General features: G+C 70.1%; 22 protein-coding genes. 8 read left to right on the top strand and 14 right to left on the bottom strand.

Features of this window, described 5'->3' with window-relative positions; all coding sequences use genetic code 11:
- Positions 1-44 precede the first annotated feature (44 nt).
- Positions 45-239 (top strand): DUF397 domain-containing protein, encoded by a 195-nt coding sequence (locus AC27LF_RS18770; RefSeq protein ID WP_479657155.1) that lies wholly within the window; start codon positions 45-47, stop codon positions 237-239.
- 141 nt (positions 240-380) lie between these two features.
- Here the strand turns inward: AC27LF_RS18770 and AC27LF_RS18765 are convergent, their stop codons facing one another.
- Positions 381-1,871: a glycosyltransferase family 39 protein gene (locus AC27LF_RS18765; RefSeq protein ID WP_479657154.1), complete on the bottom strand. Its 1,491-nt coding sequence runs from the start codon at positions 1,869-1,871 to the stop codon at positions 381-383.
- Between the two features lie 128 nt (positions 1,872-1,999).
- Here AC27LF_RS18765 and AC27LF_RS18760 point away from each other — a divergent pair, with 128 nt between their 5' ends.
- Positions 2,000-2,680, top strand: coding sequence for a response regulator transcription factor (locus AC27LF_RS18760; protein ID WP_479657153.1), 681 nt, complete (start codon positions 2,000-2,002; stop codon positions 2,678-2,680).
- Entirely contained in the window at positions 2,667-4,142 is a 1,476-nt protein-coding gene (locus tag AC27LF_RS18755) for a sensor histidine kinase (protein WP_479657152.1), read from the top strand. Before AC27LF_RS18760 ends, AC27LF_RS18755 begins: the two co-directional genes overlap by 14 nt.
- A gap of 100 nt (positions 4,143-4,242) precedes the next feature.
- Here AC27LF_RS18755 and AC27LF_RS18750 read toward each other — a convergent pair whose 3' ends face one another.
- Positions 4,243-4,569, bottom strand: coding sequence for a restriction system modified-DNA reader domain-containing protein (locus AC27LF_RS18750; RefSeq protein WP_479657151.1), 327 nt, complete (start codon positions 4,567-4,569; stop codon positions 4,243-4,245).
- A 69-nt stretch (positions 4,570-4,638) separates the two neighbouring features.
- Positions 4,639-5,568, bottom strand: a complete 930-nt coding sequence (locus AC27LF_RS18745) for a helix-turn-helix transcriptional regulator (RefSeq protein ID WP_479657150.1) — start codon at positions 5,566-5,568, stop codon at positions 4,639-4,641.
- A 167-nt stretch (positions 5,569-5,735) separates the two neighbouring features.
- Here AC27LF_RS18745 and AC27LF_RS18740 point away from each other — a divergent pair, with 167 nt between their 5' ends.
- Positions 5,736-6,428 carry an SDR family oxidoreductase gene (locus tag AC27LF_RS18740; RefSeq protein WP_479657149.1) on the top strand — a complete coding sequence of 231 codons (693 nt, stop codon included), beginning with the start codon at positions 5,736-5,738 and terminating at the stop codon, positions 6,426-6,428.
- Between the two features lie 426 nt (positions 6,429-6,854).
- On the opposite strand, the gene AC27LF_RS18735 is transcribed toward AC27LF_RS18740, so the two are convergent.
- The 3 genes from AC27LF_RS18735 to AC27LF_RS18725 all read right to left on the bottom strand — a co-directional run bounded on the left by AC27LF_RS18735 (position 6,855) and on the right by AC27LF_RS18725 (position 8,567).
- The gene (locus AC27LF_RS18735; protein WP_479657148.1) at positions 6,855-7,394 is read right to left on the bottom strand and encodes a DUF4232 domain-containing protein; all 540 of its coding nucleotides are present in this window, start codon (positions 7,392-7,394) and stop codon (positions 6,855-6,857) included.
- Between the two features lie 220 nt (positions 7,395-7,614).
- Positions 7,615-8,076 carry a MarR family transcriptional regulator gene (locus tag AC27LF_RS18730; RefSeq protein WP_479657147.1) on the bottom strand — a complete coding sequence of 154 codons (462 nt, stop codon included), beginning with the start codon at positions 8,074-8,076 and terminating at the stop codon, positions 7,615-7,617.
- Positions 8,073-8,567 (bottom strand): MarR family winged helix-turn-helix transcriptional regulator, encoded by a 495-nt coding sequence (locus AC27LF_RS18725; RefSeq protein WP_479657203.1) that lies wholly within the window; start codon positions 8,565-8,567, stop codon positions 8,073-8,075. The genes AC27LF_RS18730 and AC27LF_RS18725 overlap by 4 nt, the downstream gene beginning before the upstream one ends.
- A 158-nt stretch (positions 8,568-8,725) precedes the next feature.
- Between AC27LF_RS18725 and AC27LF_RS18720 the strand changes: the two genes are divergently transcribed.
- The gene (locus AC27LF_RS18720) at positions 8,726-9,091 is read left to right on the top strand and encodes an NUDIX domain-containing protein (protein ID WP_479657146.1); all 366 of its coding nucleotides are present in this window, start codon (positions 8,726-8,728) and stop codon (positions 9,089-9,091) included.
- Positions 9,092-9,273: 182 nt separating this feature from the next.
- Positions 9,274-9,771: a hypothetical protein gene (locus tag AC27LF_RS18715; protein WP_479657145.1), complete on the top strand. Its 498-nt coding sequence runs from the start codon at positions 9,274-9,276 to the stop codon at positions 9,769-9,771.
- On the opposite strand, the gene AC27LF_RS18710 is transcribed toward AC27LF_RS18715, so the two are convergent.
- The 8 genes from AC27LF_RS18710 to AC27LF_RS18675 form a co-directional block, all read right to left on the bottom strand.
- Entirely contained in the window at positions 9,761-11,239 is a 1,479-nt protein-coding gene (locus AC27LF_RS18710; protein ID WP_479657144.1) for a putative T7SS-secreted protein, read from the bottom strand. The two genes, AC27LF_RS18715 and AC27LF_RS18710, sit on opposite strands and share 11 nt — an antisense overlap.
- 5 nt (positions 11,240-11,244) lie before the next feature.
- Positions 11,245-11,934: a hypothetical protein gene (locus AC27LF_RS18705; RefSeq protein ID WP_479657143.1), complete on the bottom strand. Its 690-nt coding sequence runs from the start codon at positions 11,932-11,934 to the stop codon at positions 11,245-11,247.
- Positions 11,924-12,241: a hypothetical protein gene (locus tag AC27LF_RS18700; protein ID WP_479657142.1), complete on the bottom strand. Its 318-nt coding sequence runs from the start codon at positions 12,239-12,241 to the stop codon at positions 11,924-11,926. Before AC27LF_RS18700 ends, AC27LF_RS18705 begins: the two co-directional genes overlap by 11 nt.
- 193 nt (positions 12,242-12,434) lie before the next feature.
- Complete coding sequence (locus tag AC27LF_RS18695) at positions 12,435-12,977, bottom strand: GNAT family N-acetyltransferase (protein WP_479657141.1); 543 nt, start codon at positions 12,975-12,977, stop codon at positions 12,435-12,437.
- A gap of 48 nt (positions 12,978-13,025) precedes the next feature.
- Complete coding sequence (locus AC27LF_RS18690; protein ID WP_479657140.1) at positions 13,026-14,396, bottom strand: hypothetical protein; 1,371 nt, start codon at positions 14,394-14,396, stop codon at positions 13,026-13,028.
- A gap of 58 nt (positions 14,397-14,454) precedes the next feature.
- Positions 14,455-15,393, bottom strand: coding sequence for an N-acetylneuraminate synthase family protein (locus tag AC27LF_RS18685; RefSeq protein ID WP_479657139.1), 939 nt, complete (start codon positions 15,391-15,393; stop codon positions 14,455-14,457).
- Between the two features lie 12 nt (positions 15,394-15,405).
- On the bottom strand, positions 15,406-16,704 hold the full coding sequence (locus tag AC27LF_RS18680; RefSeq protein WP_479657138.1) for a cytidylyltransferase domain-containing protein: 1,299 nt from the start codon (positions 16,702-16,704) through the stop codon (positions 15,406-15,408).
- Positions 16,705-16,736: 32 nt separating this feature from the next.
- Positions 16,737-18,092, bottom strand: coding sequence for a DUF6716 putative glycosyltransferase (locus AC27LF_RS18675; RefSeq protein WP_479657137.1), 1,356 nt, complete (start codon positions 18,090-18,092; stop codon positions 16,737-16,739).
- A 198-nt stretch (positions 18,093-18,290) separates the two neighbouring features.
- Between AC27LF_RS18675 and AC27LF_RS18670 the strand changes: the two genes are divergently transcribed.
- Both AC27LF_RS18670 and AC27LF_RS18665 read left to right on the top strand, forming a co-directional pair.
- Positions 18,291-19,268, top strand: a complete 978-nt coding sequence (locus AC27LF_RS18670) for a glycosyltransferase family 2 protein (RefSeq protein ID WP_479657136.1) — start codon at positions 18,291-18,293, stop codon at positions 19,266-19,268.
- Complete coding sequence (locus tag AC27LF_RS18665) at positions 19,265-20,599, top strand: alpha-2,8-polysialyltransferase family protein (protein ID WP_479657135.1); 1,335 nt, start codon at positions 19,265-19,267, stop codon at positions 20,597-20,599. The genes AC27LF_RS18670 and AC27LF_RS18665 overlap by 4 nt, the downstream gene beginning before the upstream one ends.
- Positions 20,600-20,606: the final 7 nt, after the last annotated feature.

Here is a 20,606-nt window from a genome sequence, read left to right as displayed (position 1 = left end):
CGTCACCTCATCGACCAGTTGGCGAAGGAACTGTGAGGACCGGCATGAGCACCCTGACCTCGTGGAAGAAGTCGTCGTACTCCGGCGGCGGCGACGGCAACGCCTGCGTGGAAGTCGCCGACCGGGACACCCTCATAGCCGTCCGCGACTCCAAGACCCCCACCAGAGCCGTCCTCACCTTCCCCACCCCCGCCTTCACCGTATTCATCGACGCCTTGAAGACTGCCTCGCTCGCGTAGAGCACACGCATAAGGTGACCGGTCCGCTCGGCCCACTCCCCCCATGCGGAACTGATCAACGAAGTGAGTGGGGGCATCACCGACGGGGCGGCGGCACAGACGCAAGATGGTGCAACCGCCGCCCTGAAAGCCGGCTTCGGATCAAGGACCGGCTTTGGGAGACCGGGCGTGGACTCGGACATAGACCGTGACTCGCGCCCCGTTGACATGGATTGTTCCGTACTCGCGGAAGTGGCGCCGCAGAGTGCTTGTCTTCGCTTCCTCCCGCGGGTCGGTCAGCGCGTGCGCACCCGCCGCGCGGACCGCGACGATCCGGTCGAATTCCAGCATGCGTGCCGCAATGTCCTGGGCGGGAAGCTCGACACCGGCAAGTGTGTTCGACGAAACGGGGTCCTGTGCCAGGGCCAGGTCCGTCAGGAAACGGGTGTCCTCGGGGTTGGCCGCGGTCAGGATCCGTTGCTGGCCGGAGAGATAGAGCAGCCCGTCGCCGGGACGGCCTTCCTTGCGTACGGCGGCGCCGATCGCAGTGACGTCATTGCTCCGGCTCTGGGGCGTCCTCAGCGAAAGGCTCGACGGGACGAGCGCGGCCAGTACGGCGACCGCCGCGATCCACGCGATGCGGGAAGACCGCCGCCGCCGGTGGAAGTGATCCATGCAGGCGCCCAGCAGCAGGGCGATCCCGATATTGCTGTAGAGCACGTACCGGTCGACGAAAAGTGGTTTGACCAGTGAGGCGATCAGCAGCAGAAGGCCCGGAAGAACAAGAATCGGCACAGCCAGCGCGGAAAGCCGCAGGGGTCCGCCCTTCTCCAGGGGCACCAGGGCACACGCCACGCCCACGACCGCCACCACCAGAAGATAACTAGGCCGCACCGGTCCGCCGATCCAGGACACCTGCCCCGACTGCCCCGCACTGCGGATCGCCAGCGGCAGCAGCCCGGCCACAATGCCCGCGGCGGCCACACTCCACGCCCTCAGCACCGGTCGTGGAACACGGGAGACGACCAGTGTGACGCCGTGTGCGACCAGGGCGAGGACCGCGAACTCATGGAGGAGACAGGCCAGCAGCATGGTGGAGCCGTACACCGCCCACCGCCACCGGTCGCGATGCGGGACGCTGACCACGAGCGCATAGGTGGCCCAGGTCACCAGGGCACAGACCATGGCATACGAGCGGCCTTCCTGCGCGTACTTCTGTACCTGGGGAAGGAGCGCGAACACCAGCCCGGCCAGCAGCCCGGCACGGGGTCCCGCCAGGCGTAGCCCAAGAAGCCCGACTCCGCTCGCCGCCACGGACATCGTCAGCACAGAGGGCAGCCGCAACGCCAGCAGCCCTCCGCCGAAGAGACCGAAGATCTCGTGCATCACGGCGTAGTAGAGGGCATGGACCAGATCAATGTGCTGGGCGGTGTGCCATATCTGCGAAAGATCGCGCTGCGCGAGCTGCCAGGTGACGGACTCGTCCCCCCACATGGTGTTCTTCCTGCGGATGCCCCACAGCCCCAGAGCGATGGTCAGCGACAAGGGCGCGATGACGACAACGGCTCTGGCCGGGCTCGGAGATCGTCGACGGACGGGTACGGGAGGGGAAACCGTCCTGGCCACGGCGGGGGCACGTTCATCGAGGGACATCGGCGACAGGGCCTTTCAGCAGCGGCGGAGACACTGCGCCAGCGTGCCGGGACCTCGTTGATCGGATGCTGATCCAACCTGACCGGCCGATCAGGAAGGCGGGCCGGCGCTGTGCGAGGCTGGATCACATGCGCATCCTGGTGGTCGAAGACGAGGTGGACCTTGCCCACACCCTGCGCACCGGTCTGACCGCCGAGGGCTACAGCGTCGACCTCGCCCATGACGGCCGGCAGGGCCTGTGGATGGCCCGGACCGGCGAATACGCCCTTGTCGTACTGGACTTGATGCTGCCCGGACTCAACGGCTACAAGGTCTGCGCCCAGTTGCGCCGGGAGGGCAACGCGACCCCCATCCTGGTACTCACCGCCAAGGACGGAGAGTGGGATCAGGCAGAGGCCCTGGACACGGGGGCCGATGACTACCTGGCGAAACCCTTCTCGTACCCGGTGCTCGTCGCACGGCTGCGGGCCCTGGTCAGACGAGCGGTCGCGGCCGTACCGCCCGTCCTTGCCGTGGGTGACCTCTCGTTGGATGTCGCCGGCCGGGTATGCCGCCGGGCCGGGGTCCGGGTGGAGCTGACACCCCGGGAGTTCGCCGTGCTGGAGCTGCTGGCCCGCCGGGCGGGCCAGGCGGTCTCCAAAACGGATCTGCTGTATCACGCGTGGCCCGACGAAGCCCGGGACCCCAACCTGGTGGAGGCGCGCGTCAGCGCCCTCCGCAAGAAGGTGGACGCCGCGTTCCACCGGCAGTCCCTGCAGACCGTACGGGGTATCGGCTACCGGCTGGTGGACGACCGTGGACGCGACTGAGCCGCGACGCCGCTGGTGGCCGCGGTCGGTACGAGCCGGAGCGGCCCTGGCCGCCGCCTCGACCGCCGCCGTCATCCTGGCCGGCATCGGCTGGTGGGTACACCACGACGTCTACCGCCAGAGCACGCAGATCGCCGAAGAACAAGCCCAGACGCAGCTCTCGTCCCTCTGCGCACAGTTGCGCCGGGGTGTCATTCCCGACTCCACGAGCACCGTGCCGTACGAGGTCGTCGCGACCGGCCGACGCACCGCTGTCACCTACGGCGGAAGCATGGAGGACTTCGATCCCGGCACCCACCACGTGATGCCCACCCCGCCGACAGGCGGGGTGGCCGCGCGAACGCCGGTCACCACCGTCCGCATACCTGTGAACCGCCACTACAACCCCCGGGACAAATTCAGTGTGGCCGGCGGGACGCAGCGGGTCATGACCGCCGACATCGAGGCCGGTGAACTCAGCGGCGACAAAGCCGCCGCTCTCGGCGTCGCCCCCGACGCCAGACTGCGGGCCTATGTAGTGGTGCTCCCGCACACAGCCGAGGCAATCACCAAGATCACCGACCGTCTGCTGCTCCTGGCCGGGCTCGTCAGCCTGGTACTGATCGCCGCCGTCACCTACTTCGCCGTCCGCAGAGCGCTGCGGCCGGTCGAAGCCATCCGCGTCCTCACCGCCTCGGTCACCGCGAGCGACCCCCGTGAACGTGTCACCGTCCCCGCCACGGGACACGAGCTCACCATCCTGGCCACCACCATCAACAGCACCCTCCAGCGCCTCGACAACGCCGCCGCCCAGCAGCGCCGCTTCGTCGCGGACGCCGCCCACGAACTGCGCAGTCCCCTCACCACACTGCTGGCCAGCCTGGAAGTCGCGCTCACCTACCGGGAACGCACCGACTGGCCCGCCGTGGCCACCACCGCCGCACGGCAGACCCGCCGCCTCCAGGCCCTCGCCGAAGACCTGCTGCTCCTCGCCCGCCTCGACACCCGCACCCCCACAGCCGACCCCGAAACCGTTGACCTGACGGCCCTCGCCTCCCGGCTGACCGAGCAATACCCCCTCGCCGAAAGGCCGTTGACCCTCAGCTGCGACAGCACCGCCCCCGCGTACGTACACGGAAACCCCAACGAATTCGAACGGCTGCTGCGCAACCTCATCGACAACGCCGTCCGCCACGCCGCGCACCGCATCCAGATCACCGTCCGGAACCAGGACGACCGGGTCGTCCTCACGGTGCACGACGACGGACCGGGGGTGCCCACCGAGGACGCCGAGCGCATCTTCGAACGCTTCGTCCGGCTCGACGACGCCCGCTCCCGCGATCACGGCGGCAGCGGCCTGGGCCTCGCCATCGCCCGCGACCTGGCCCACCGCCACCGAGGCACCCTCACCCTCACCCCCCGGACCCTCGGAGCATGCTTCGAGCTACGCCTTCCCCGAGCGCCCGCTCCAGCCGAGAAATAGTGCGCGTCATCGCGAGAATCGACGCGCTTCACCACGACCACACCGGCCACCCGACAAGACGCCGTTGGTCGGCCAAGTGCACGTTCGAGATGAACACAACTCACTGGCGAAGTGACCCGATGATCACCTTGTCCTTTTCTCGGCGCCATGCGGTCCACCCGTCAGCCTGCGATCCGCCCGTCGCCGCGACCGCCGCACCGGAAGGCGTGCGATAGGGCTTGCCCTCGAACTGAAGCCACCCGTTCGGCAACACGGTCGCCGTGTGGCGCACTCCGAGCCGGGGGCGCGACCAGTAGAGCGTTTCGCCGGCTTCCAAGCGACCCGCCTGGATCAGCGGCGCGAGCACCCCCGGCGTCGTGGCGTACGCAGCGGGGCCGCCGAAACCGCCCGCCCCTCCCGCAACGCCCAGCAGAACCGGCTCCAGCACACGCGGCACAGCACGGCTGAAGCCCCGTTCGGGACAGTCCCCGGACAGTCACCTCATGAACACGTGAGGTCAGCGGGGCGGTCGGATCGGTTCCGTGGCTGAGGCCCGCGGTGCTGTCCAACTGGCGAGGAGTTTGAGGCGGTCCTCCGAGGGGGTGCCCGGCTCGGCCGTGTAGATGATCAGGTCGTGTACGGCCCGTTGCGGCAGGGGCAGGTCCAGGGAGCGGAAGGTCATCTCCAGACGGCCGACTTCGGGATGGTTCAGCCGCTTGATGCCTTCGTGACGGATCCGGACGTCGTGACTGGCCCACATGGTGCTGAAGTCGGGGCTGAGCGTGGACAGTTCGCCGACAAGCTCACGCAGGGCCCGGTCGTGGGGTTCACGTCCGGCTTCGGCGCGGAGCACTGCGACCGTGGCCCTCGCGCCTTCCTCCCAGTCGACGAAGAAGTCGCGGGAGCCGGGGTCGAGGAAGAAGTAACGGGGGAAATTGGCGCAGCCGCGGTCGCTGGTGGTGTCGCTGTCGAACATCGGTGAGTACACGGCCCTGCACAGCGCGTTGCTGGCGACGATGTCCAGACGGCCGTCGCGTACGAAGGCGGGGGCCATGGTCATGGAGTCCACCATCCATTGGACGGGGGACGGGATCTTGACATCCTTGCGGCGGTGCGACCTGCGGCGGGTGGGGCGAGCCGCTCTGGCCAGATCGAGAAGGTAGGCGCGCTCGTCCTCATCGAGGAGCAATGCCTGCGCGACCGCTTCCAGCACGTCTTCGGAGACCCCGCCGATGTGGCCCTTCTCCAGCCGTGTGTACCACTCGGTGCTCACGCCGGCGAGGGCCGCGACCTCCTCGCGCCGTAGTCCCGGAACCCGGCGGCGTCGGCTGGTGGGCAGTCCGACCCGCTCCGGGGCGAGCTTGGCGCGTCGACTGATGAGGAAGTCGCGGATCTCCGAGCGGTTGTCGGTGGGATCACCGGCGCGGTTTTCGGACGGAGGTTCCATTCGTCCAGGTTACCCATGGCCCTGCCGATAAAGAGGTTGTGTTTATACCCCCCATAAACGCGACCTTGCCCGCCTGTGACGGCGCCGGTTTTCTGGGGTCGGCGGATTCGAACGGCACTTCTTCACCGCCGTCCGCCGCCCCTCATTCACGTCTCAGGAGCATGACCATGACTGGCAAGACCGTACTGATCACCGGCGCGACCAGCGGTATCGGCGCCCACACCGCGCGGTTGCTCCTCGACCGCGGCCACCGTGTGGCGGTCACCGGCCGCAACGAGAGCAAACTGAAGACGTTCCTCGACGAGGCCGGCCACCCCGACCGGCTGCTGGGTCTGGTCGCGGACGCGGCGGACTGGCAGGCCACCGAGTCGGTGGTGACCCGAACCGTGGAGCATTTCGGTGCCCTTGACGCGGCGGTGGCCAACGCCGGATTCATGTCCGGTGACTCCATCGGGGCGGGCGACCCGACGTCGTGGTCGCCCATGGTCCTCACCAACGTCCTCGGCCCCGCCCTGCTGGCCCATGCCGCCCTGCCCCACCTGGAGGCCACTGGCGGACGGCTGGTGCTCATCGGCAGCGTCGCCGGGCTGAAGAACTCACCCGCCAATCTCTACTCGGCCACCAAGTGGGCCACCACCGGACTCGCCGAGAACCTGCGCCTGCACGCCACGACCCGCGGCATCGGTGTCACCCTTGTCAACCCCGGCATGATCGACACACCCTTCTGGCAAGGCGCCGGCGTTCCCCCCTTCGCCCTGCCTCCCCAGCCCATCGCCGAGGCCATCTGCTTCGCCCTCGACCAGCCGGCGGGCGTCGACCTCAACACCCTGACCATCCGCCCCATGGGCCAGCCCGCCTGACCACCCTCGGCTGCCACACCACGCCCCTCACTCCTCACCACCGCCGACCTGAGGATTCCGGCGACTTGATCGGCTGCACCACCCGACGGGACGCCATCAGGAGGACCGCTTCTGCCACTGACCCGCGAAGAGGTCTTCGGGCTTGGTGGCGTCGGCGTACTTCTTGACGGTGCGGCTGGTCATGCGGAGCTGCGATGGATCGCGCGGCGGCTGTGTCCCACGTCCAGCAGTGCGTGGACGGTGGTGTGCGCGGTCCGGGTGCGGTCAGGGAACCGGTAGCCGGTCGACCAGGGTGAGCCGGACGTCTCTTCGCCGCGGTCCTGGAGGCGGCCGGGTTCCCGCGGTCGACCGATCCGAGCGGCCGACCGCGGTACCTTCCGTCTCGCTCTCAGTGAGAGGACAGCTCAGAGGCTGCCCCGTTGGTTGCTACAGGCCGACCGGGTTGAGGTAGGTGGCCGGGTGGGTGGCGGCGTCCTGCTTCAGGATCTGGCCGCCGAACGGCCACTTCAGGGTGAAGTGCTCCGTCTCGTTCGGCGGGGTGACCAGGAACTTCGCCGGAACGAACTTCTCCTTCTGCGGCGTGGACTTGGCCACCGGGAGCAAGGTGATGCTGAAGTCCGTCGTGTCCCCCGGCTCCAGGGTGATCTTCACGGGCTTCTTGGAGGAGCGCGCCAGCGACCAGGTGCCGTCGGTCTTCTGAGCGCCGGTCATGTCGACACCGGCGAAGCCGGACAGGGTGCAGGTGCGCTTGCTCCGGTTGGTGAACCAGATGTACGCCTGGGTCTGCTTGGCGGTCTGGTTCATCTCCGGCTTCGCGTCCTCCCCCAGGGCGAAGCCGGCCTTCAGGTCGGCGGTGTGACAGCGGGTCGGTGCGGCCTTGGCGGCGGCCGAGGCCGGAACGGCGGCAGCGGCAGTGCCCGCGACGACGACGGCCGCAAGGGCCACGACGGTCAGCTTGCTGTTCATGGAGTTTCGGGTTCCCCTCGCATACGTATCGGCGCGCAAGGTCAGTGCGCGCCTACACACCCGAAGATGTGCAATGCCCGCGGAAGGTTCCGTGCGCAGGAGAACTTTCACCCGACCCGGCTCACTCCCTCCGCCCCGCCCGAGCTGTCGTCACCTTCGCCGCCTTCGTAGTGGGCTTGAAGAGCAGGGCTCGGCCCTGACCCCCGCGGGCGACCGCACATCACCCGGAGGCGGTCAGCGCCGCGAGTTCCGTGTTGGCTCGCTCCGTGACGAGGGCGAGGACGCGGCCGGCTGCGGCCAGGTCCTCGGCGGGTATGCCGCCCCAGATGCGGGCGGTGATGGGGGCGGTCTCCGCGCTGACCGCGGGGATCAGCTCGCGCCCCGCGGTCGTGGGGCGAAGGTGCGCGCCGTCCGCGACGAGCAGTCCCTTGGTGAGCAGTTCGTCGAGGGTGGCTCGGATGTCGGCCGGGTCGGCCTTGAGGGCGTCCCGGACCTGGGTGACGAGGGCGTCCGGAGTCTGCGGCGCGTCGGCGGTGACGGCGGCGCGCAGCGCGACCTGCTGCTGGAAGGTGATGCCGTGCCGGGCCAGGACGTGCTCCAGGACGCCGCGGGCGGCGTAGTGGGCCAGGCCCAGGGCACGGGAGTCGGCGGCCGGTGCGGTGGTGGAGGTGGGCGTGGTCATGGTGTGGTCCCCTGAGTGCTCTCGTCGTTCGGTACGGGTGGGGCGAGAGGTGCGTCGAGCAGGGTCGTCAGCTCGTCGGTGAACGCGCGTGTCCGCGGGGCGTCGAGGCCGCCGAGCGGTTCGAGCAACTGCTGAAGCAGTTCCTGGACCACCTCGATGGCCTGCCGTGTGACGGTCAGGCCCCGTTCGGTGAGGGCGAGTTGCACGGCGCGCGGGTCGCGGGGATCGCGGGTGCGCCCGATCAGGCCGGCCGACTCCAGAGCGCGCGCGAGCTTCGAGACGTACAGCGCCTCCAGGCCGGTGTGGTCGGCGAGCCGGCGCTGGCTGGGCCGTTCCCCGGCGCGCTGCATGCCGTACAGCGAGGCGACCAGTGAGTACTGGGCGTGGGTGAGGCCCAGCGGAGCCACCGCGCGATCGACCGCGACGCGCCACTTGTTGGCGAGCCGCCATACCAGGAATCCGGGCGTGGGGCCCGGTGAACCCTTGCTCATGGACAGATAGAGTACATGGCTACTATATCCATGGCTACTATTTCTGGGCGGCTGCGCATGCGTTTCTGCGGCCGGGCCCGGGTAGGCGTGCAGCACCCGGTCGTACGGCACTCGCCGACGGGCGGCCGGGACGGCGCCGGGGAAGGGATGGTCGAGCCATGACGCTGGAGCGGGCTGCCGCGGGCGCGGTGGAGGCGGTCGTCGGCTACGACGGCCGACTGCTGCTGGTGCGACGGCCGGACGGCTGGGGACTGCCCTCGGGCACCCCCGAACCGGCAGAGACTGCCGAGGCCACCGCGGCCCGCGTCGTCTACGAACTGACCGGTTACCTCGTGGACGGCTCCCAGACTCTGGAGCCGCAGGACACGGTGTCCGCCGTGGTGTGCCAGTTGCTGACCGAGTCCCCGTCGGACGGCGCCCGCCTCCCACCGGAAGACATCCGCTGGACCCCGTTCACAGAAACCACCAACACCCCCCTCCCCCAGACCGTACGCACCTACCTGCAGGGCCACACCCCAGCATGACCGCGCGGGACGCGCCCGCAACCTCGCTTCACTCGCTCCTCGCCGAGAGCGTCTTCGCGCCGCACTGGTAGCGTCGAACGCCCCGGAGACGGCCCCCACGCGTCCGCGACCGCCATCGCCCACCCGGGCGGTTGAGGCTGGGGAGTCGAGGGAGGTGGCCCGCGTGCAGAAGCGAGGTTCCTATGCCTGAGTTCACGTTCACCCCGCTCACCGACCAGGACGACGTCAGCGACGGCACCTTCCTGGGACACCTCGATGTCAGCGGCAGCTCCGGGAAAGCCACCACGAGAAGCTCCCGCCAGGCGGACGGCGGCATGGGAATCGTGCTCTTCGCGGCCCTCGACGAACTACTCGACGGCGTGGGAACGCTGCTGCGGGAGGGCCGCGGCACGTTCAAGAGCTCCGACATCGGGCTGCCGATGAAGTTCAAGTTGAAGAACGGGGGGTTGACGACCAGCCATCGTTGGTCGCTGATCGACGAGTCGACGCCGCAGGCCGTCGCGGACGCGCTCTGGTCGGCCGCGCAGGAATTGGCGCGTACCCATCTCGGGCGAGTCACCGAACCCAGCGGGCACATCGACATTCTGGAGGACGGCAGCATCGGGGCCATCGACTTCCGGGTGCAGGTGAGGAACGCGATGTCCCGGTTCGAGGAGGCGCGTCGGCAGCTCAGCCGCTGAAGGCAGCCTTGGCGGGCGCGATGCCCGGCTGGTACCCGACGCCGCTGCTGCCGTAGCCGCCGACCGTGTCCAGCAGTGCGCCGGTCGTGTCGAACTCCTGCCCGAACAAGGCGGTGTTGACGGTCGCCCTGGTGACGCTGGTCACGAGGCCCTGGGTGCCGCCGATGATCCCCTTGCCCAGCAGGTTCTTGCCGGACAAGGTCATGGCAAGGTTCGCGTACTGCCTGCGCGTCAGGTTGGTCAGGCTGCTGTCGTTGATCAGCTTGGGCAGCTTGCCGAGCCCCTTGCCCACCAGCGAGCCGGCGCCGGCGCCGATGACGTTGCCGGTGAGGTTGCCCAGCGCGTTTCTCCGCATCTCGCCCCAGCCGCCGTTCAGGGCGTCCTTGAGCGTTGTCTTCAACTCGCTCTTGGCGAACGCAAAGGCGACCTTGCCAAGGCCCTTGAAGTCCTCGCCCATCCGCCACACCTTGATCAGGCGGGCGAAGGCGACCTCCGCCTTCCTGACCCGCAGCGCCATCTTGAACCCGGCCATGATCTTGCCTGCCTTCGCCAGCATGGCCAACTTGCCGACCACCGGGATGCAGTCCAGCGCGGCGAAGAGGAGATCACCCCAGCCTGCCTTGCCCCGGGCGAACTCGGCGATGGTGTCCGCCAGCACGATCAGGGCCGCTGCCAGTACGAACCACACCAGCGGCCCCCCGACGAACAGCAGCACGATTCCGGCGACGGCCACGAAGATCTTGGCGGCGACCACGATCACCTTCCAGGCGTCCCCGATCCAGTCGCCGGCCTTCTCGTACCACTTCTTGTTGTGGATCCCGGCGTCGGACGCCGCGTGGATCTCCTTGACCAGCTCCTTGGCAGCCTCGTCCTGGTCCTTGCCGGCACCCTCCGCCTTCGTCTTCAGCTCGGCCAACTGGGCGTTCAGGATGTTCACCTGACCCTGCGTGGCCTCCCGGGTCTCGTTCGCGTGACGGGCGTCGCGTGCCGCCCTACGGACCTGCTCCGCATCCGGCGGTGGCGCGTCGCCCGCGGGATTCCTCAGCTTGTCCTGCGCGGACTTGGCGCGGTTCGCCGCCGAGGTGGCGACGGCCAGTCGGGACCGTGCTCGGGAGAGGTCACCGCGCAGCGTCCGGGCGTCGGCGAGCGCGCGGTCGGCCGTCGTCTGGGCGTGCTCCAGCTTCCCCGCATAGGTGAGCAGGGCGTCCGCGACCATGTCGTACGAGTCGTACAGCTTCTGCAACTGGCCGGGCAGCCTGCCGATCCGGTCCTTGAACTCGTCCATGGCCTTGCCGGCCGCGTCCTGGAGGACGGAGTCCTTCGAGGCGGAGCGCAGACCCTTCAGCACCGTGGAAACGTCCTCGACGAAGGTTTTGTACCGCCGGCCTTGGAGCGTGACCTCGTGCGGATCCCCCGGTGTCGGGTCGTCGTGCAGGTCGAGGTGGTGCCAGTCGGTGGGACGCGCCATCGGGTTCAGTCCTCCGTGTCGAGGTCCGCGCGGGAGACGAAGCGGAAGGTTCCGGTGATCAGGTCGAACAGCTCCAGCATCGGCTCGACCAGGCCGAGTTGGGGTGTGCTGGCGCTGATCACGGCGACCTTTGGGGCACCGTTCGGGAAGGGTACGAAGGTCTGCATCATCACCGCGCGATGGCTGCGGTTGTCGTCCGGAACCTCGATGTCCTCGATGCCTTCGGTGCGTACCGCCTTGCCCGCCCCTGGCAGATTCACCTCGCGCACACGACGCCACGGATCCGTGGGCCGTCGGCCGGGGGCGATCGGCATCAGCACGCCCATGAGCGTGTCGAGACCGGTGGGCGCCGTCTCCCCCGTGGTCGCGTTCACGGCCTCGTTGACGCTGACCGTGAGGCCGGCCACCATCGGCTCGTCGTCGACGATCTCGCACATGGACCCGGAGTAGACGACGTTGTTGTTCCTGGCCTCGCGGGCCACCTTCTTCAAGGTCCTGACCAGATCGGCCTGGTACCCGGCCAACTCCGGCTTCTCCCTGACCCGCGCCGCGACCGCCTCGTGGATCGAACGGTTCACTGTCGCCGGGTGGACGTCGAACTCGTACCACGCACGGGGGACCTGGATGTTGATGCCGATGACGTCCCCGGGAGCGGCACCGGCGAACGGGTCGTCGGCGAGATCCTCACTTTCCACCTCTGCCCTCCTTTTCGTGCTTGCGGAGGGCGTTCCTCAGGTCGACGTCCAGCTCGGTCATCTTGTCGACGATCTCCTGCGCCATCTTCGCCACGCTGTCGAGGCCGACGTCGATCTCCTTGCGGCCGTCCTTCCAGCCGCGCGTGAAATCGTCCATGGCGTCGAACGCCGCGCCTGAGCCCAGCTCTCCGTGCCCCAGCTTGCGGTCGACCTGGCCGGTGTCGTCCATGCGCTTCTTGATCGACCGCAGTTGGCCCGCCAAGGTGTCGAGCCCGGCCAGACTCAGGACGAGATCCCCGTTGGACATGTCCGGATTTCCCCAATACTCCAGAACGAGTGATGGTGGCGCAGGGCACCCGCTGTATACGGCTGTGTGAAGGCTAGTGCCCTGCGTGGGCGCGGCGGTTGCGGACCGTTTCGTTGCAGCGGACACGTTACAAGCGGTCGCCGTGTCACCGAGGTCGCCCGGCAGGCCCTCGGGTGACGGAAGACAAGACCCCCTACCCAAGGTGCGGGGGCCGGGCTCCGAGCCATTGTTCGGTGCCGAACTCCTCGAAGCGTTCCAGCTCGGTGAAGCCCAGCTTTGTCGCGAGGCGCATGGCGCGGGTGTTGGCGGTCTGGGTGCGGAGCACCACCTGCTCGCCGGGAAGCGCGTCGGCGCACCAGTCGAGTGCCGCCGCGCACGCCTCGGCGGCGTACCCGCGTCCCCACGCCTTGGGCAGGAACACGTAGCCGAGTTCGGCCTCTGCGGCGTCCGGACGGATGTGACCCGGACGCTCCGCGTCGCGCCGATCGAGGGTGATCATGCCGATCATCGCTCCGTCGAGTTCGATCACGAACAGGCCGGGGCGCCGCCCGGGTACCTCGGGCATCGCGCGCTCAAGCTCATCACGCGGTCGAGGGCCACCGATGTAGGCGCCCACCTCCGGTGAGGCGAACAACTCGATGAACGCCGTACGGTCCCGGGCCTCGGACGCGCGGAGCACCAGCCGCTCGGTCCTGATCGGGGCGGGTGGCCAGGCAGCGGGTCCGAGTTCAGCCATGGCGGGCAACCTATCGCACGCCCGTGGGAGCGACCCGGAGCAGAAGGGCTAGGCCAGGGCCACCGTTGACAGGCGGTGGATGTCTTTTGCTGTGTCTGTCACTCCGGACAGGAAGCCCTGGGCGCGGGGGGAGGCGTGGTCGGTGAGCCAGGTCGGGTCGATGTCGCAGACGGCGACGCGGACGCCGGTGCCGGCCAGGGCCAGCGGGAGGGTGTGCACGACCGTGGACGGGAAGCTGAGGACCGTGCGGCCGATCGGGCCGCGGCGGGCGATCAGTTCCAGGGGGAGGTCGGGGCGGACGATCTCCAGGCCGGTCTCGGTCGCGAGCCGGTGCAGCTTCTCCGTGCTCTCGCGGCGGTGCGCGAAGTAGCGGGCGGCGCCGTGTGCCTTGGCGAGGCCGCGGACGGCCTCCACATAGCGGTCGGCGTCCACGACGCCGGTCTCCACCAGCGACGTTCCGACCATGTCGGCGCCCTTGGTGATGCGGGGCGGGCCGAACCGGGCCCGGGTCCAGCCGAAGTCGTTGGCGGTGATCGTGACGCCGTCCGGAGTCTCCTCGACCGGCATGGACGAGAACACCTCCACCCGGCGGCCGGCCCTCGGTGTCAGCCGGCGCCGGGCCGAGGAGGAGACCGGGGCGAACAGCAGGTCACGCGGGCCCGGCCGGCCGCCCTTGCGGTGCCAGCGCACCAGCCGCTCGCCGCGCGCGAGCTGGGCGACGAACTCCATCGTCGCCGTGCCGTCGTCGACCACGACCAGGTCGCGCGCCCTGGTGATGGTCAGCAGCAGTTGTACGTAGCGGGAGAACGGGTCGCCCATGACGATCCGGTCCGCCCGGCGCAGCGCACCGGCGAGGCCGCCGATGGTCTGGAAGGGCGCGGTCGTACCGCCCCGCGCCTCCTCCCAGCGCACCTCGTATCCCTCGTCCCGGGCCAGGTCCGCCATGCGCCGCAGCTGCCCGCGGGTCATCGGGTCGGTCGGGGCCAGCACGACAAGGGTCAGCTCCGCCCCGGACGGCACCACATCGGACGGCACGACACCGGAGGGCAGCGCGCCGACCGACTCCGACCCGGACGGCATCACCCCGATCGGCTCCGACCCGGGCGGCACCGCGCCGACCGACTCCGGCCCAGGTGGCACGGCCCCGACCGACTCCGACCCGGTCGGCACCACATCGGACGGCACCACCCCGGTCCGCTCCGGCCCGGACGGCGGCGCGTCGCCGTGCGGAGTGCGTCGTACCTGCGGCGGTACGGACGGGAAGGACGCCGGCGCCGGCGCGCCGGACGCCCGCGCCCCGGGCGCTCCGCGCAGGGCATGGGTGTGCGCCCACTCCAGTACGTTCAGCAGCTGTACCGGGCTCTCCACGAAGGCGAGGGTGCGAAGGCTGGGGCCGGCGTTCCCGGCGCGTCGGTTCATCGTCGTACGACCGTCCCGTGAGGCGTTCGGCAGGGGACCAAGGCGTGCTCGGGCGGGGTCAGACGGTGACCGGCTCGCCCGCCGCCGCGGCGATCTCCGCCTCGGCCACGACACCGGCGACCCGGCGCAGCTTCTTCATGGGGCCCAGCTCGGAGTCGTAGACCTTCTTGACGCCGTCGCCGAGCGACGCCTCGATGATCCGGATGTCGCGCACCAGGCGCGTGAGGCCCTGCGGCTCCACCGACGCGGCCTGGTCCGAACCCCACATCGCGCGGTCCAGGGTGATGTGGCGCTCGACGAACGTGGCGCCGAGGGCGACGGCGGCCAGCGTGGTCTGCAGGCCGGTCTCGTGGCCGGAGTAGCCGATCGGGACGTTCGGGTACTCCTGCTGCAGCGTGTTGATCACGCGCAGGTTCAGCTCCTCGGCCTTGGCCGGGTAGGTGGAGGTGGCGTGGCAGAGCAGGATGTTGTCGCTGCCAAGGACCTCGACGGCGTGCCGGATCTGCTTCGGGGTCGACATGCCGGTGGAGAGGATGATCGTGCGGCCGGTGGCGCGCAGGGCACGCAGCAGTTCGTCGTCCGTGAGGGAGGCGGAGGCGACCTTGTGGGCCGGGACGTCGAACTTCTCAAGGAACGCGACGGCCTCGGTGTCCCACGGGGACGCGAACCAGTCGATGCCCTTTTCCTTGCAGTACTCATCGATCTTGCGGTAGTCGTCCTCGCCGAACTCCACCCGGTGGCGGTAGTCGATGTAGGTCATCCGGCCCCAGGGCGTGTCCCGCTCGATGTCCCACTGGTCGCGCGGGGTGCAGATCTCCGGGGTGCGCTTCTGGAACTTGACGGCGTCGCAGCCGGCCTCGGCGGCGACGTCGATCAGCTTGAAGGCGTTGTCGAGGTCACCGTTGTGGTTGATGCCGATCTCGCCGGTGATGTAGACGGGGCGGCCGGGGCCGGCCTCACGCGAACCGAAGGCGCGGATGCGGGAGTTGGTGCTCATCAGGGGATGTCCTTACTTGGTGAGGGAATCGAGAGAGGGGCCGAGGATCCAGCTGGCGATCTCTCGGACGGCGCCGTCGCCGCCGGGGACGGTGGTGACCGCGCGTGCGGCGCCGCGCACGACGTCGTGGGCGCTGGCGACCGCCACGGGCCAGCCCACGAGGGCGAAGCACGGGAGGTCGTTGACGTCGTTGCCGACGTAGAGCACGCGCTCGGGCGCGATGCCCTGCTCCTCGCACCACTGCTTGAGGGCGAGGTCCTTCCGGTCGATGCCGTGCAGCACCGGAATCCGCAGCTTCCGGGCCCGGGCGGCGACGACCGGGTTCTGCTCCGTGGACAGGATCAGCATCTTCAGGCCGCTCTTGCGCAGCGCGGCGATGCCGAGTCCGTCCCCGCGGTGCACGGAGACGAACTCCCGTCCGTCGGCGTCGATCAGCACCCGGTCGTCGGTCTGGGTGCCGTCGAAGTCGAGGACGACCGCGTCGATGTCTTCCCTGGTCGGGAGGGCGCCGGGCCGGTCCGCGTCGAACAGCGGGGCCAGGGCCCGGGCGCGGGCGAGGTCGTGCGGGTCGTCGATCTCCAGGACCCGGGCCGGGTCGGTGCGGACCAGTTCGGTGTGGCCGAAGAAGCGGTGCCGGTGCTCGCGGAACCCGGCGGCGTCCATGGCGTAGGCGGCGCCGGTCTCCAGCAGGTCCTGGGGGCGGTCCTGGCGGCGCGGGCGGAACGACTTGTCGTGGTTGACGCCGTAACCGCCTTGGGTGGCCGTGGAGTTGGCGACGCGGGTGGCGCCGCCGGCGGTCTGTTCCCGGGTGGGCTCCACGGCGACCGGGTCGTCGCCCGCGTCCCGCCAGATGAAGCCGTGGAAGGGGGCCACGGTGACCGCGGTGTCGGCGCCGTTCTCGACGACGGCCGCCGCGACCCCGTCCACGTCCTCGCGGAGCAGGAACGGGCTGGTGCACTGCACGAGCAGGACGACGTCCACGGTGGCGCCGTGCAGCGCCTCGTGGGCGTCCATGGCGTGCAGCACGGCGGCCTCGGAGGTGGCGGTGTCGCCGGCGATGGCGGCGGGCCGCAGCACGACCTCGGCGCCGGCCTGCCGGGCGGCCGCCGCGATGGACTGGTCGTCCGTGGACACGACGACGTCGGTGACCAGCCGGGAGGCCCGGCACTCGTGCACCGCGCGGGCCACCAGCGGCACCCCGCCGACGGGGGCGAGGTTCTTGGCGGGCACGCCCTTGGAGCCGCCGCGCGCGGGGATCACGGCGAGCACCCGGCGCACCGAAGCGCCCTGGCCCGCCCGGGTGTCGGACATGGGCTCTCCTCCTTGACGCGGGATCCGGTCGCTCACAGCTCTCCCATTCGTCGGATCACAGGTGCCACCCGCTGGACGCCATGGCGGTAGGCGCCGCGCGCCGCCCGGCGCACGATCTGGCGGACCGGGCCCGGCGCCTTGTCGGCGGCGGGCGCGCCGGGCAGCGGGGAGCCGTCCGGGCCGAGGTGGTGGCGGGCGAGGATCCCCGGCAGATAGCCGGGCGCGGTCTCGGTCGTGTAGTAGGGGTTCAGGGGCGGCAGCCCGCCGGGCCGGCCCAGCAGCCGGGTGATGCGGTGCCGTGCGGCGTCGAAGGCCGTGCCGTACGTGCCGTCGGCGGCGACGCCCTGCCGGGCCACCCACTCGGGCTCGGGCTCGGGGCGGTGACCGGCGTCGAGCTGGTCCCAGGAGGCGAGGCAGCCGGAGCCGACGAAGTGGTGGTTGCCCAGCACCTCGCGGACCCCGAGGTCGGTCAGGACGACCGTGGGGATGCGGCGGTGCAGCGATTCGAGTGCGGCCGTCGAGCTGATGGTGACCAGCAGGTCGGTGCGGTCCAGGACCTCGCCCATGTGCCCGTACACCAGGCGGAGGTTGGCGGGCAGCTCGCGGCTCTGCGCCAGCTTCTGGTAGGGCAGTTCCTCGATGTGCGTGGTGTGCTCGCCCGGCCGGGAGCGCAGCTTCAGCAGCACCTCGCGGTCGGGGAACGCCTGCGCGTGCCGGATCAGCCGGTCCAGCAGGTACGTACGGTCCCTGCGGCTCTCCGGGACCGAGGGCTGGGCCGCGAACACGACCGTGTAGGGCCTGCCCTCCGGCTGCGTGGCGGGCGCGGGCTCGCCGGTGTAGGGGGCGCCGCCGAGGAACGGCAGCGCCACCTCGGTCACGCCCGAGGCGTCGGCGCCCACGCCCTCGTACACGGCGCGGAAACGGTCCGCGTCCTGGCGGGAGTTGGCGAGGACGAGGTCGGCGCCGTGCCGCAGCAGCAGGCCGTCGGCAAGCTTCTCGTAGACGACGCCGACGTAGCCGGTGACGACGACGGGCCGCTCGGTGCGGTCCTCCCAGACCCGCTTCAGGCCGTGCAGCATGGCCTGGACGCCGCCGCCCACGAGGGCGAGGACGAGGACGTCGTACGGCTCGTCGTCCATGGCGCGCAGGAACTCGACGGCGGTCACCTCGCGCAGCGAGTCGGCGTGCACGCCGACCTCGCGCAGCTGGCGGGCGGTGGGGGTGGCGCGGCCCCGCAGCAGATAGCCGTCGAGCCGGATGGACGACTCGACGGGCTCGGCCCGGCCGCCGCCCGCGATGCGGCTCGCGGTGAGGGCGCCCCACTTCCACCGGGTGTCGGAATCCGCGAGCACGGCGACCCGCAGCGACTTCGTTGCACTGATTGGCACGCCGAAGACGCTAGGAAGGCATTCCTAGGTTCCGCCCAACCCGAACACAACAAACGGTTAACAGCACATCGACGGATGGCGAATCAGCCCGGGAACCAGCGGGAAAAGGCCCCGGTTCACGGCTTCGCCACACGTCGTTCACCTGATATCAAGGTGGCGGTCAAGACGAATGACGGGCCCCGCCCTAACGTCCACTGTGTGGTCAAGCTCTCCGTCATCGTGCCGTTCTACAACGTGCAGCAATACGCGCCAGACACGCTCAGAAGCCTGCGTGCGAACGCCCGTGAGGACTTCGAATTCATTCTCGTCGACGACTGCTCGAACGACGGGACGCCAGAGATCCTTGCGCGCGCGGAGCGCGAGCTGCCAGGGGCGGTACATGTCAGACACGAGAAGAACGGGGGGCTGGCGACCGCGCGCAACACCGGCATCGACCGCGCCCGCGGCGAGTATCTGACGTTCCTGGACGGCGACGACTGGCTCGCCCCCGGCTACTACCCCCGGCTCGTCGCCGCCATGGACGACCTGGGCTGCGACTTCCTGCGCACCGACCATGTGCAGTGCACGGGGCGGGCGCGCACGGTGCACCTGGTGCCGCACGGCCGGCGCAGCGTGGTGATGCGCCCCCGCGACGCCATCCTGCCCACCCACCGGACCACGTCCGTCGACTACGCCTACGCCTGGGCCGGGATCTACCACCGCCGGCTGGTGGACCGCGGGCTGCTGCACTTCACCGACGGGCTGCGCACGGCCGAGGACCGGCCGTGGATCTGGAAGCTGCACCGGGAGGCGGAGTCGTTCGCCGCGGTGAACCTGCTCGGTGTCTTCTACCGGCGCGGGGTGGCCTCCTCCCTCACCCAGATCGGTGACGTACGGCAGCTCGACTTCATTCGCGCCTTCGATCAGGTCATCGAGGAAACCGCCCGGGACCCGGAGGCGGACGCCCTGCTGCCGAAGGCCGTTCGCACCTACTGCGCCATCATTTCCCATCATCTGGGATCCATCGAAAGGTTCGAGCCCGCGGTGGCGAAGAAGCTGAAGACTCTGAGCGCCGCCGCGTTGCGGCGCATGCCGCAGGACGTCCTGGACGACGCCCTGGGCTCCATGGACCTGGAGCGCGCCACGAAGCTGCGCCGGCTGCGCCGCCGCCCCGCCGCCTCGGGGGCCGCCGCGTGACCACGCAGATCTTCCAGGTGTCGACGCTGTACGGCACCGCCACGCTGGCCGCCGCCCTGGACTCCGGCGCCTTCCGCCCCGCCGACCGGCGCACCCTGCTGGTCTGCAACAACGCCGCGACACCCGAGACGACGCCGGGCCCGGACCGGATGCCGGGCTTCGAGCGGCTGCGGGAGCGGTTCGACGACGTGATCTCGTACAACGAGACGATCTTCCCGTTCCACCCGGGCGGCTGGGCCCCGCGGCCCGAGGACCTGCCGCTGTGGGAACGCCATCTGCGGCTCGCCTGGGACCTCGGTGACGACGACGTCGAACTCGCCGTCGAGTCGATCCAGGTCAACCCGTCGCTCAGCCTCGCGCAGATGTTCACCGGCGCGCCCGTGACGGTCTACGCGGACGGCCTGATGAGCTACGGCCCCACCCGCAACAAGATCGATCCGCTGGTCGGCACCCGGGTGGACCGGCTGCTCCACCTCGACCTGGTGCCGGGGCTCACTCCGCTGCTGCTCACCGAGTTCGAGGTGCCGGCCCAGATCGTGCCGACGGCCGCGTTCACCAAGGTGCTGGCCGAACTCGCCGGCGGCGGTGAGGGGCTGCCGGACATCGAGGAGCCCGCGCTGCTGCTGGGCCAGTACCTGTCGGCGCTCGGCATCCTCAGCGCGGAGCAGGAGGAGGACCTTCATGTGCGGATGCTGAAGGGCGCGGTGGAACTCGGCCACGAGCGGGTCGTGTTCAAGCCGCACCCGTCGGCCCCGGCGCGCTTCACGAGCACGCTGGAGCGGGAGGCCGAACGGCTCGGCGCCGACCTCACGGTGTTGGACACGCCGATCCTCGCGGAGGTGCTGTACCAGCGGATGCGCCCGGCACTGGTCGTCGGCTGCTTCTCCACGGCACTGCTGACCGCGTCCGCGCTGTACGGCCTGCCCACCGCCCGGGTGGGCACGGACACCCTGCTGGACCGGCTGTCCCCCTTCGAGAACAGCAACCGCGTCCCGGTCACCCTCGTCGACGCGCTGCTGCCCGATCTGACGGACCGGGCCGCGGTCACCGAGCAGCGGCCCGGCATGGATGTGACGGCGCTCGGCGAACTCGTCCGGGCCGTCGGCTTCACCATGCAGCCGAAGATCTACCCTGAGCTGCGCGGCGCGGCCGAGGGCTATCTGACGAAGCATCTGAACCCGCACACGCTGCGCTACTTCAAGCGCAAGCGGCTGACCTCGCTGGCCCTGCCCGGCGGCGTCCCGGCGCAGCTGTCGTTCATCCCGCGCAACGCGACCGTGCGCCGCGTGGCCCGCAAGGCACGCAACCTGCGCCGAGCGGTACGCCGCTGAACAAGCC

The sequence above is a fragment of the Streptomyces diversicolor genome (genome assembly GCF_057537855.1).
Note: the sequence above shows the minus strand (reverse complement) of the source record. Positions and strands in the feature narration are given on the sequence as shown.

Excerpts from the sequence above, each read along its gene's own strand:
- AC27LF_RS18770 (WP_479657155.1), top strand. The coding sequence starts at position 45 with ATGAGCACCCTGACCTCGTGGAAGAAGTCGTCGTACTCCGGCGGCGGC.
- AC27LF_RS18765 (WP_479657154.1), bottom strand. The coding sequence starts at position 1,871 with ATGTCCCTCGATGAACGTGCCCCCGCCGTGGCCAGGACGGTTTCCCCT.
- AC27LF_RS18760 (WP_479657153.1), top strand. The coding sequence starts at position 2,000 with ATGCGCATCCTGGTGGTCGAAGACGAGGTGGACCTTGCCCACACCCTG.
- AC27LF_RS18745 (WP_479657150.1), bottom strand. The coding sequence starts at position 5,568 with ATGGAACCTCCGTCCGAAAACCGCGCCGGTGATCCCACCGACAACCGC.
- AC27LF_RS18740 (WP_479657149.1), top strand. The coding sequence starts at position 5,736 with ATGACTGGCAAGACCGTACTGATCACCGGCGCGACCAGCGGTATCGGC.
- AC27LF_RS18735 (WP_479657148.1), bottom strand. The coding sequence starts at position 7,394 with ATGAACAGCAAGCTGACCGTCGTGGCCCTTGCGGCCGTCGTCGTCGCG.
- AC27LF_RS18730 (WP_479657147.1), bottom strand. The coding sequence starts at position 8,076 with ATGACCACGCCCACCTCCACCACCGCACCGGCCGCCGACTCCCGTGCC.
- AC27LF_RS18725 (WP_479657203.1), bottom strand. The coding sequence starts at position 8,567 with ATGAGCAAGGGTTCACCGGGCCCCACGCCCGGATTCCTGGTATGGCGG.
- AC27LF_RS18720 (WP_479657146.1), top strand. The coding sequence starts at position 8,726 with ATGACGCTGGAGCGGGCTGCCGCGGGCGCGGTGGAGGCGGTCGTCGGC.
- AC27LF_RS18715 (WP_479657145.1), top strand. The coding sequence starts at position 9,274 with ATGCCTGAGTTCACGTTCACCCCGCTCACCGACCAGGACGACGTCAGC.
- AC27LF_RS18710 (WP_479657144.1), bottom strand. The coding sequence starts at position 11,239 with ATGGCGCGTCCCACCGACTGGCACCACCTCGACCTGCACGACGACCCG.
- AC27LF_RS18700 (WP_479657142.1), bottom strand. The coding sequence starts at position 12,241 with ATGTCCAACGGGGATCTCGTCCTGAGTCTGGCCGGGCTCGACACCTTG.
- AC27LF_RS18695 (WP_479657141.1), bottom strand. The coding sequence starts at position 12,977 with ATGGCTGAACTCGGACCCGCTGCCTGGCCACCCGCCCCGATCAGGACC.
- AC27LF_RS18690 (WP_479657140.1), bottom strand. The coding sequence starts at position 14,396 with ATGAACCGACGCGCCGGGAACGCCGGCCCCAGCCTTCGCACCCTCGCC.
- AC27LF_RS18685 (WP_479657139.1), bottom strand. The coding sequence starts at position 15,393 with ATGAGCACCAACTCCCGCATCCGCGCCTTCGGTTCGCGTGAGGCCGGC.
- AC27LF_RS18680 (WP_479657138.1), bottom strand. The coding sequence starts at position 16,704 with ATGTCCGACACCCGGGCGGGCCAGGGCGCTTCGGTGCGCCGGGTGCTC.